Annotated in this window: 3 protein-coding genes; 1 reads left to right on the top strand and 2 read right to left on the bottom strand. The window is 72.5% G+C overall.

All coding sequences use genetic code 11. The features are described 5' to 3' along the window. On the top strand, positions 1–8,916 hold an 8,916-nt coding region (locus I0Q12_RS08550; RefSeq protein WP_231610300.1), incomplete at its 5' end, for a type I polyketide synthase. 27 nt (positions 8,917–8,943) lie between these two features. Here I0Q12_RS08550 and I0Q12_RS08545 read toward each other — a convergent pair. Both I0Q12_RS08545 and I0Q12_RS08540 read right to left on the bottom strand, forming a co-directional pair. Beyond that, positions 8,944–10,542, bottom strand: a complete 1,599-nt coding sequence (locus tag I0Q12_RS08545; protein ID WP_197251520.1) for an MFS transporter — start codon at positions 10,540–10,542, stop codon at positions 8,944–8,946. A 109-nt stretch (positions 10,543–10,651) separates the two neighbouring features. After that, the coding region (locus I0Q12_RS08540; RefSeq protein ID WP_197251519.1) for a hypothetical protein at positions 10,652–11,021 on the bottom strand (370 nt) is incomplete at its 5' end.

Here is an 11,021-nt window from a genome sequence, read left to right as displayed (position 1 = left end):
GCCGGTGACCGGCCGGTGTTCGTCTTTCCCGGCCAGGGTTCGCAGTGGGTCGGCATGGCCGCGCAACTGCTGGACACATCACCGGAGTTCGCCGAGACCGTGCGCGCATGCGCCGAGGCGCTGGCGCCGCACACGACGTTCGCGCTGCTCGACGTCCTGCGCGACCGAGACCCGGCGTCGCTGGACCGCGTCGACGTGGTGCAACCGGCGCTGTTCGCAATGATGGTCGGGCTCGCCGAGTTGTGGCGCTCCCACGGCGTCGAACCCGCGGCGGTGGTCGGGCATTCGCAGGGTGAGATCGCCGCCGCCTACGTCGCCGGTGCGCTGAGCCTGTCCGACGCAGCGCTGGTCGTCGCCGCACGCAGTCAGGTGATCGCGGCGTCGGCGCGGCGCGGCGGAGGGATGGCGTCGGCGGCGCTGCCCGCGGACGCGGTGCGGGACGCCATCGCCCCCTGGGCCGGCGCCGTCGAGGTGGCAGCGGTCAACGGGCCGACCGCGACGGTGGTGTCCGGTCCCGTCGAGGCGCTCGACGACCTGGTCGCGCGGTGGCGGGACGACGGCGTCCAGGCCCGCCGGATCGCGGTGGAATACGCCTCGCACTGCGCGGACATTTCGGTTCTGCACGAACCGATCCTCGACGTGCTGGCCCCGATCCGGCCCCGCCGGTCGAGGATCCCGTTCTACTCGGCGGTGACCGGCGGTGAGCTGGACGGTGCCACGCTCGACGCCGACTACTGGTATCGCAATCTGCGCCACCCGGTCCGCTTCGAGCACGCGACGAAATCGCTGGCCGCGGACGGGTATCGCTTGTTCGTCGAGTCGTGCAGCCATCCCGTCCTGACCGTGCCGATGCAGGAAACACTCGACGCGGAGGGCGTCGCCGGACACGTCGTCGGCACCCTCCGGCGCGACCGCGCGGACCTGCGTCAGTTCACCGCCGCCCTCGCGGACGCGCACGTGCACGGCGTGCAGGTCGACTGGGGCCGGGTACGGTGGGCGCGACGTCCCGAGCAACGGCCGTGGGTGGACCTGCCCACCTATGCCTTCCAGCACCGCCGTTACTGGCTGGACGGCCCCGCACCGGAGGGTGATGTCGCCTCGGCGGGCATGGACACGGGCGGGCATCCGATGCTCGCCGCGTCGGTCGAACTCGGTGACGGCCGCGGCACGGTGTCCACGAGTGTGCTTTCCGCGCAACGTCTTCCGTGGCTGCACGACCACACGGTCGGCGACACCGTCGTGCTGCCCGGCACGGCTTTCGTGGAACTCGCGCTGCACGCGGGGAACCGGGTCGGCTGCGGCCGGCTCGACGAGCTCACGCTCGAGGCGCCGCTGGTGATCCCCGCCGACGGTGAGGTCGCGGTGCAGGTGAGCGCGCTCGCCGACGGCGACACCGGCCGCTGCGCGGTGTCGGTGCACTCCCGGCCCGCGGACACCGCACCGGACACCCCGTGGACCCGGCACGCCACCGGCACGCTCACGACGGCGGCCGCGGATGCCGCCGATTTCCCGGAACCGCAGTGGCCGCCCGCCGATGCCACCCCGGTCGACGTCCGCGGTCTCTACGACCTGCTCGACGACGCCGGCTACGGGTACGGTCCGGTCTTCCGGGGCCTGCGCGCGGCGTGGCGCCGCGGCGACGACCTCTACGGCGAGGTGCGACTGGGCGGCGAGGACCCGGACGCGGCGGTCGCGGGCTACGGGATCCATCCGGCGGTGCTCGACGCCGCGCTGCACCTGATCGCGCTCGGAAGCACCGAGATCGGTGTCCGGTTGCCGTTCGCCTGGCGCGACGTGCAGGTACACGCCGTGGGCGCCACCGCCCTGCGGGTGCACGTCACCGCGACCGGAGCCGAGCGCTACCGGGTCTCGGCCTACGACGCGACCGGCCGGCCGGTGGTGACCGCGGACTCGCTGACGTTGCGTCCTCTCGGGGAGGCGGGTGTTTCGGTCCCGGGGGCCGGTGCCGGCCTCTACCGCGTCGCGTGGGTGCCGGTCGCGGCGCCGGCGGACCCGATGCCGGTGGACCTGATGCCGCTGCCGGAGGCGCTCGCCGGGGACGATCCCGCCGGTCGTGTCCTGTGGCTGCCCGCCGGACCGGGCGAGGAGCCGGATACGCCGGCCCGGGCGCACGCCGCCGCGGAGGCGACGCTGCACGCGGTGCAGTCCTGGCTCCGGGACGAGCGCCTGGCCGAGACCCGACTGCTGGTCACGACCGCGCATGCGGTCGCGGTCCGGGACGACGAACCGGTCGACGACGTGGCCGCCGCGCCCGTCTGGGGCCTGATCGGCGCTGTGCAGAACGAGCATCCCGATCGCATCACCCTGGTGGACCAGGACGGACCGGCCGGCGAACTCCCCGATCCCACACTGCTGTCGACGGCCTTGTCCTGCAACGAATCCCAGCTGGCTGTCCGCGACGGTGTGCTGCTGACACCGATGCTCGCCGCGGTGCCACCGGCCGCGACGCCCGAGTCGGACGCGCCGCCCTTCGGCCCGGACAGCACGGTTCTGATCAGCGGGGGCACCGGGACCATCGGCCGGCTGATCGCCCGCCATCTCGCCGCCCGGTACGGGGTGCGCAGGCTGGTGCTCACCGGCCGGCACGTGCTCGACGCCGAGAGCGCGGCTGCCCTGCGTGCCGATTTCGCCGCCACCGGAACCGACGTCGAGGTCGCCGCGTGCGACGTGACCGACCGCGCCGCGGTGGCCGCGCTGCTCGACGGCATTCCCGACCTCACCGGCGTGATCCACGCCGCCGGGGTACTCGACGATGCCACCGCCGCCACCCTGAACACGGACCAGCTGCATGCGGTGCTGCGGCCCAAACTCGACGGAGCCTGGCACCTGCACGACCTCACCCGCGACCGGGACCTGACCGCGTTCGTGCTGTTCTCCTCCGCGGCGGGCGTCCTCGGCGGCGCCGGGCAGTCGAACTATGCGGCGGCCAACGTCTTCCTCGACGCCCTCGCCCAGCACCGCCGCGCCCGCGGCCTCCCCGCGATCTCCCTGGCGTGGGGGTTGTGGGATCGGCCGAGCGGCATGACGTCCCATCTCGATGCCGCCGACCTGGACAGGTTGCAGCGCAACGGCATCGACACCATCGACGTGGACTCGGGGCTGGCCCTGTTCGACGCCGGGCTCGCCGTGAACCGTCCCCTGATCGTGCCGCTGCGGCTCGCGACGCGCGCCGCGCGCACCGAGGGCACCGCGCTGCCGCCGATCCTGCGCCGGGTCCTCGGAACTCGTCGCCGCCGGGTCGCGGCCGGCGCATCGCCGACCGGGCTCGCCGACGAGTTGCGTGCATTGGAGCCCGGCGACCGCTACAGCCGGGTGCTGGACATCGTCACCACCCACGTGGCCGCGGCACTCGGCTACGACGGCAGCGACGCGATCGACCCGGAGCGTGCGTTCAAGCAGCTGGGCTTCGATTCGCTGACCGCGGTGGAATTGCGCAACCAGTTGGCGACCGCGACCGGCGTCAAGCTGGCCGCGACCGTGGTGTTCGACTACCCCACCGCGGACGCGCTCGCCCAGGAGCTGCTCAACCGCCTGCTCGGCAGCGATACCGCTCCGCAGCCGGCGACCGCACCCGTCCGCACCCGCCGGGACGACGACCCGATCGCCATCGTCGGGATGGCCTGCCGATACCCGGGTGAGGTGCACTGCCCCGACGACCTGTGGCGACTCGTCCGCGACGGCCGGTGCGCGGTGGGCGCGTACCCGCGCAACCGGGGCTGGAATCTCGACGAGGTGTACGACCCGAATCCGGAACGGACCGGCACCACGTACATGAAGGAGGGCGGATTCCTCTATGACGCAGACGAATTCGACGCCGCGTTCTTCGGTATCAGCCCGCGCGAGGCGATCGCGATGGATCCGCAGCACCGGCTGCTCCTCGAAAGCGCCTGGGAGGCGCTGGAACACGCGGGAATCCGGCCGGACGCCCCCGATCTGTCCGACACCGGTGTGTACATCGGGTTGATGGGCGGCGACTACGGCTTCCACCTGATGTCCCGGCGCGACGTCGACGCCGAGGGTTATCTGATGACCGGGACGAGCAACAGCGTGGCGTCGGGCCGGATCTCCTACGCGTTGGGCTTCACCGGTCCGGCCGTCACCGTGGACACCGCCTGCTCGTCGTCGCTGGTCGCCGTGCATCTCGCGGCCCGCGCGCTGCGCGACGGGGAATGCGCGCTGGCGCTGGCCGGTGGCGCGACGGTGATGGCCACCCCCGGTGTGCTGGTCGAGTTCAGCCGTCAGCGCGGGCTCGCCCCGGACGGCCGCTGCAAGCCGTTCTCGGACCGGGCGGACGGCACCGGGCTCAGCGAGGGCGCGGGAATGGTGGTGCTCGAGCGGCTCGGCGACGCCGAACGCAACGGCCATCGGGTGCTCGCGCTCGTCCGCGGATCTGCGGTCAACCAGGACGGGGCCTCCAACGGATTGACCGCCCCGAACGGGCCGTCCCAGGAACGGGTGATCCGGCAGGCGCTGGCGTCCGCCGGGCTCGGCCCCGCCGACATCGACGCCGTGGAGGCGCACGGCACCGGCACGCGGCTCGGGGATCCGATCGAGGCGCAGGCGCTGCTGGCCACCTACGGGCAGCAGCGGGACGACCGGCCGCTGTGGCTCGGGTCGATCAAGTCGAACATCGGCCATGCCCAGGCGGCAGCCGGGGTGGCCGGCGTGATCAAGATGGTGCTGGCGATGCAGCACGGGGTGCTGCCTCCGAGCCTGCACGGTGACACGCCGACCCGGCACGTCGATTGGACCGCGGGCGAGGTCTCGTTGCTCGCCGAGCCGGTGCCGTGGCCGGACACCGGACGGCCCCGTCGCGCCGGGGTGTCGTCGTTCGGGATCAGCGGCACGAACGCGCACGTGATCCTGGAACAGCCGGCCGCACGCGCGCTACCGGAGGTGTCACCGCCGCCGGCAGCCCCGCTGGCCTGGGTGGTCTCGGGTAAGACCGAGCATGCGCTGCGCGCGCAGGCCGCTCGACTGGCGGCGTTCTGCGACCGCAGCGCGGATCTCCCGGATCCGGCCGACCTCGCATACTCGCTGGCCACCACCCGGTCCGGTTTCCCCCACCGCGCCGCGGTGATCGGAGACACGGCGGCCGATCTGCTCGACGGCCTGACCCGCCTCGCGGCCGGACGGCCCGGCGGCAACGTCGTCACCGGGACGAGCAGCCGCGGCCGGACCGCGTTCATGTTCACCGGCCAAGGTGCGCAGCGTATCGGGATGGGCCGCGGCCTCTACGAGACCTACCCGGTGTTCGCCCGTGCCCTGGACGAGGTGTGCGCCGCGCTCGACGAACATGTGGAAACCCCGGTGCGGCAAGTGCTCTGGGACGACACCGGCGGTGCACTCGACCGCACCGAATACACCCAGCCGGCGCTGTTCGCCGTCGAGGTCGCGCTGTACCGGCTGCTGCGGGAGTGGGGCCTCGCCCCCGACTATGTGATCGGCCATTCGATCGGCGAGATCACCGCCGCCCATGTCGCGGGGGTGTTCAGCCTGCCCGATGCCGCGGCCCTGGTGGGTGTCCGCGGCCGGTTGATGCAGTCGACCGAACCGGGCCTGATGATCGCCGTGAGGGCGGGTGAGGACGACATCCGGGCACGGATCGACGGCCGCGTCGATCTCGCCGCCGTCAACGGCGCCGACGCGGTCGTCCTCTCGGGCGGCGAGCGCGACGTCCGGGCCGTCGCGGCCGACTTGTCCGCCGCCGGACTGCAGACCACGACCCTGTGGGTGGGCCGGGCCTTCCATTCGACGCTGATGGAACCGGTCCTCGACCGGTTCACCGCCGTCGTGTCGCGGCTGACGGCACAGCCGCCGCAGATTCCGGTGATCTCCAACGTCACCGGACGCGTCGCCACGGCCGAGGAACTCGCGTCCCCGGACTACTGGGCTCGGCACCTCCGGCGCACGGTGCGTTTCCACGACGGCGTACGCACACTCGACGACCTCGGCGTCACCCGCATGATCGAGGTCGGTCCCGGTGCGACCCTGACTTCTCTTGCCGCCGAGGTCGTCCCGACCACGATCGCCACGTTGCCCGGTCGCGGCGACGAGGCACATGAGGTCGTCGAGGCGGTCGCTGCGGCGTTCGTGCACGGTGCCACGATCGACTGGGATCGGATGCTGCCCGGTCGCCGCCGGGTGGAGTTGCCCACCTATGCGTTCCAGCGGCGGTCCTTCTGGCCGACCGCGCCGACGCGCACGAGCGGAGATCCGGCGGAGCTGGGGCTGGGCGCGGCCGGACATCCGTTGCTCGGCGCCGCGGTGCCGCTCGACGACGACGCGGTGATGTTCACCGGACAGCTGTCGCTGCACCGGGATTCGTGGCTCGTGCCGCCACCGTCGGACGACGATGCCGTGCCCTCACCGGCCGAGGACGGTGCCGTGTCACCGGCGGGTGCGGCGAAGGCAGTGCTGCCCGCGGTGCTGGTCGACCTCACGCTGCACGCGGCGCACCACGTCGGTCTCGACCGCATCGCCGAACTCATCGTCCACCACCCACTCCTGCTCGGGGCGTCGGGACAGGCCTCGATCCGGGTGCTCGTGTCGGCGCCGGACAGCGACGGCCGGCGCACCGTCACGATCTCGTCCACCCCGGACGAGGCCGAGGGCTCGGACAGCTGGGTGCGGAATGCATCGGCGACCATCGACGACGTCGTCGGACCCGGTGGGGCGCATCGCTTCGCAGGTGACACCGACGCCGAGGTGCACCTCGACGAGGGCACCGAGACGGACGGGTTCGGCCTCCATCCGGTGCTGCTGCAGGCGGCGCTCGACCCGCTGCTCGGATGGGACGACGCGCCGCTGGTCTGGTCGGGGATCCGGTTGCACACCGTCGGCGCCGAAGGGCTGTCGGTGAAGTTCGACGCCCTCGGGGACGGACGGTATCGCGTGGTCGCCGTCGACCCCGCGGGTGAGCCGGTACTGACCGTCGATGCCCTGCAGGTGGGGCCGCAGGCCGACGGGACCGGCCCGGGACGCGGGGCACTGCGACTGCATCGGCTGTCCTGGGTCCCGGTCGAGATCGCGGGCGAACCGGCCCTCGGCCCGATCGCCGTGCTCGGCGACGGGAATCTCGGTCCGGGCTTCCCGCACTTTTCCGATCCGGCAGCGCTGCGCACCGCGAGCGACGGTGCTGCGGCGGACGGCGGGCAGCGACCGTGGACGGTGCTCGTCGAAGCCCGCCCGGCCGGTGAGCCCGGTCCCGGCGCCACCCACGAGCTGTGCACCCGGGTGCTGCGTCTGCTGCAGCAGTGGCTCGACGAGGACGATGCGGCGGACAGCACGCTCGTGCTCGTGACCCGCAACGCGATGGTCACCGGCGCCGAGCAGGACAGCGCGACGGACAGCGATCCGGCGGCCGCGGCGGTGTGGGGATTCGTGGGCTCCGCGCAGAGCGAAAACCCGGGCCGATTCGTGCTGGTCGACCTCGACGACGCGGCGGACCCCGACGCCGCGGTCACGGCCGCGCTGGCGAGCGGGGAACCGCAGTCGGCGGTCCGCAACGGTGCCGTTCTGGTGCCGCGGGTGCGGCAGCTGCGCGGCGTCGACGAGTCCGGTTCCCCGTTCGATCCCGACGGGACCGTGCTGATCACCGGCGGCACCGGCACCGTGGGGTCGCTGGTCGCGCGGCACCTGGTGACCGCGCACGGGGCCCGGCACCTGTTGCTGACCAGCCGGCGCGGGCCCGCCGCCGAGGGCTGCGACCGGCTGCTGCGCGAGCTGAGCGACCTGGGGGCCGTGGCGCGGGCGGTGGCCTGCGACACCGCCGACGAGACCGCGGTCGCCGAGGTGCTGAGCGGGATCCCGCCGGAGCATCCGCTGACGGCGGTCGTCCACGCGGCCGGAGTGATCGACGACGCCACCCTGACCTCGCTCACCCCCGAGCGCCTCGACGCGGTGCTGCGGCCGAAGGTCGACGCGGCCTGGAACCTGCACCGGCTGACCGCGGCCTCCGACCTGCGGGCGTTCGTCGTGTTCTCGTCCCTCGCCGGGATTCTCGGGGCCCCCGGGCAGGCGAACTACGCCGCGGCGAACACGTTCCTCGACGCCCTCGCCCAGCACCGGCACGCCCTCGGGCTGCCCGCACTGTCGATCGCGTGGGGCATGTGGGCGCCGCCGAGCGCCATGACCGGCAACCTCGGGGCGATCGATCGCGTCCGGTCGTTCCGCAGCGGCATGGCCCCGCTGTCGGCGGACGACGGGGTGGCCCTGTTCGACAGCGCATTGGCGGCCGGGGTACCCACCGTGGTGGCCGCGCGGTTCGATCACACCGGCGCGGCGGCTGCCTTTGTGCCCGCGCCGCTGCGCGGCCTGATCCGGGAAGCCCGTCCGCGCGCCGCGGGGACGGCGGCGGCCGGGTCCACGGGTGCCGGGTCGGCGGATTGGGCGCAGCGCCTTGCCGAACGGTCGGTTCCCGAGCAGCGGCACCTGATGCTCGAGCTGGTCCGGGGCGCGGCGGCCGCGGTCCTCGGCTACGACGCGCCGGACGCGGTCGACCCGGAGCAGGCGTTCAAGGAACTCGGGTTCGACTCGCTGGCCGCGGTGGCGCTCCGCAATCAGCTCGGTGCCGCCACCGGGCTGCGGTTGCCGCCGACGATGGTGTTCGATCACCCGAATCCGCGGGCGGTCGCCGAATTCCTGCGCGCGGAGCTGGTTCCGGATCCGGTCTCGGTCGCCTGTGCCGACATCGACCGGCTCCGGCTGGATCTCGCCGAGGTCGGCGAGGACAGAGATGCACGGTCCGCGATCGCGGAGCGGTTGGAAACCCTGCTGGCCGAGATCCGGGCCAACGGCGATGCCGGTGCCGACGCGGTCGATCAGGTCCAGGATCTCCTCGCTGGTCGCGGCGCGAATCCGATCGACCGCGACCTGGGTCCCGACCACCGGTGACTGTCGTTCGGAAACCGCGCGGCCGGGTCAGAACGGTGCCGCACCCTTCGGCGCGGCGGCCGGCGGGCCGTCCGCTCGGACCATGCGGAACGAGTTCGCGAACCCGAGCAAGGCTGCGGCGAGCGGGACGAGCAACGCGACCTGCAGGGCGATCGGGCGCGCGTCGGTGTTGATCCGGACGATCTCGTCGCGGATCGCCGGGGGCTGGCCGGCGAGCAACTCCTCGAGCTGGGTGTTGCTCATGACCTCCGCGTCCTCCTCGAGCACCTGGGCGACGTGCTGCTGGTCGGCGGGTGGCAGCACGTCGCTCGACTCCGCCATCGAGGTGAACGTGATCGACAGGGTCGCAAGCAGGATGGCACCGGCGAACGCCAGACCGAACGACAGGCCGAACGATCCGGCCGCCGAGTTGGTGCCGGCGGCTTCGCTGACCCGCTCCTCCGAGATCGGCGCGAGGGTGTAGTTGTTCAGTTGCGAGACCAGCAGGCCCAGGCCCGACCCGGCGACCACGAGCGGCAGCAGCAGGCCCCACCCGAAGTCCGCTCGCGGCACGATCGGAATGAGGACCACGAGCCCGATCGTGACGAGCAGGAAACCCCACCGGATGACGGTGCTCGGGCGCCGCGCGCCGGCCTTCTTCCCGGCGAGCAACGCGACGACGAACATGCTGAGCGAGAGCGGGGCGAGCGACAGACCCGCCTGCATGGCGTTGTACTCGAGCACCATCTGCAGGTAGATCGGCAGCGCGATCATGACGCCGCCGAGGGAGATCTGCTGGAGCATCTGGCCGGTGATGCCGAGCCGGAAGATCTTGGACCGGAACAGATCCGGATCCAGCAGCGCCGGAGCGCCGACGCGTTTGCGTCGTACCAGCCAGAAGGCGAGCCCGACCAGGGCGGCGGCGCCGGCCACGAGGAGCCCGGCGACCGCTTCGCCGCCTTCCTGCCACACCAGGATGCCGAGCACGATGCCGCCCATGCCGAGCACGGACAGGAGTGCGCCGACCCCGTCGACGCCGCGCGATCCGGTGTAGGGCACGTCGCGGACGAGTCCGATGCCGGACAGCACGGCCGCGATGATCACCACTTCGAGCACGAACGCGAGGCGCCAGGACAGGTAGGTGGTGATGAAGCCGCCGAGCAGTGGTCCGACGGCCGCGGCGATCGCGGCGGCGGCCCCGACGAGCGCGTAGACCTTCTTCTGGGCGTCGCCTTCGAAGTTGCCGTGGACGAGGGACTGCATCGCCGGGAGCAGCAACGAGGCGCCGATCCCACCGATGATGGCCCAGAACACGATCACCGCCGTCAGGCTCTGGGCGAGCGCCATCGCGGTCGCGCCGGTCGCGTAGCCGAGCAGACCGATGACGTAGGCGCGTTTGCGGCCGATGAGGTCACCGACCTTGCTGCCGATCAGGATGAACGCGGCGGAGACGAGCGCTTCGAGCGCGATGGCGGCCTGCACGCCGCTGACGGTCGTGCCGAGATCGCGTACCACCGCCGAGATGGACACGTTCATGAGCGATGTGTCCACGACCAGGACGAACATCGCCATCGCGAGCAGGATCGCGAGCAACCCCGGATGGCCCGATTGCCGGTCGGAACCGTGGGCAGTCGACTCTTCTGTCATTGCAGGTACCACCGTTCCGGCAGTCGTGAACTCTTCCGCACCACGCTCGCGACATTCACTGCTGGAATCAGAGGGTACGCGCCCTTCGTCCGGACAGCGCGAGATCGGCTCAGGCGAACACCGGGTCGACCGCGGAGATCGTCGTCGACCTGGCGACCACGTCGACGGTGATCACCCTGCGCCGACCGGCCAGCTCACGCAGCGCGGCGACGGTGCCGCCGATGGTGACCCGAGGATCACGCACGGCGATGACGACGTCGGCATCGGACAACATCAACGCGTGCCGGTCGTGATCGAACCGCTTGTCGGCGCGGCCGCCGACCATCACCCGGCGCGACGCGAGCGCAAGCAGCCGCCGATGCTCGGCGATCTGCTCGGGACGCCAGCCTGCGGTCTGCTCCGGATACGGCAGGTACGCCCACAACGCCATCCCGGCACGATGCGCGGCGTCCGCCCACCACAGGCCCACCCCGGTCGCC

The sequence above is a fragment of the Rhodococcus sp. CX genome, from assembly GCF_015865005.1.
Taxonomy (GTDB): domain Bacteria; phylum Actinomycetota; class Actinomycetes; order Mycobacteriales; family Mycobacteriaceae; genus Rhodococcus.
The sequence above is the reverse complement of the archived record's forward strand: the minus strand, read 5'-3'. Positions and strand labels throughout refer to the sequence as shown.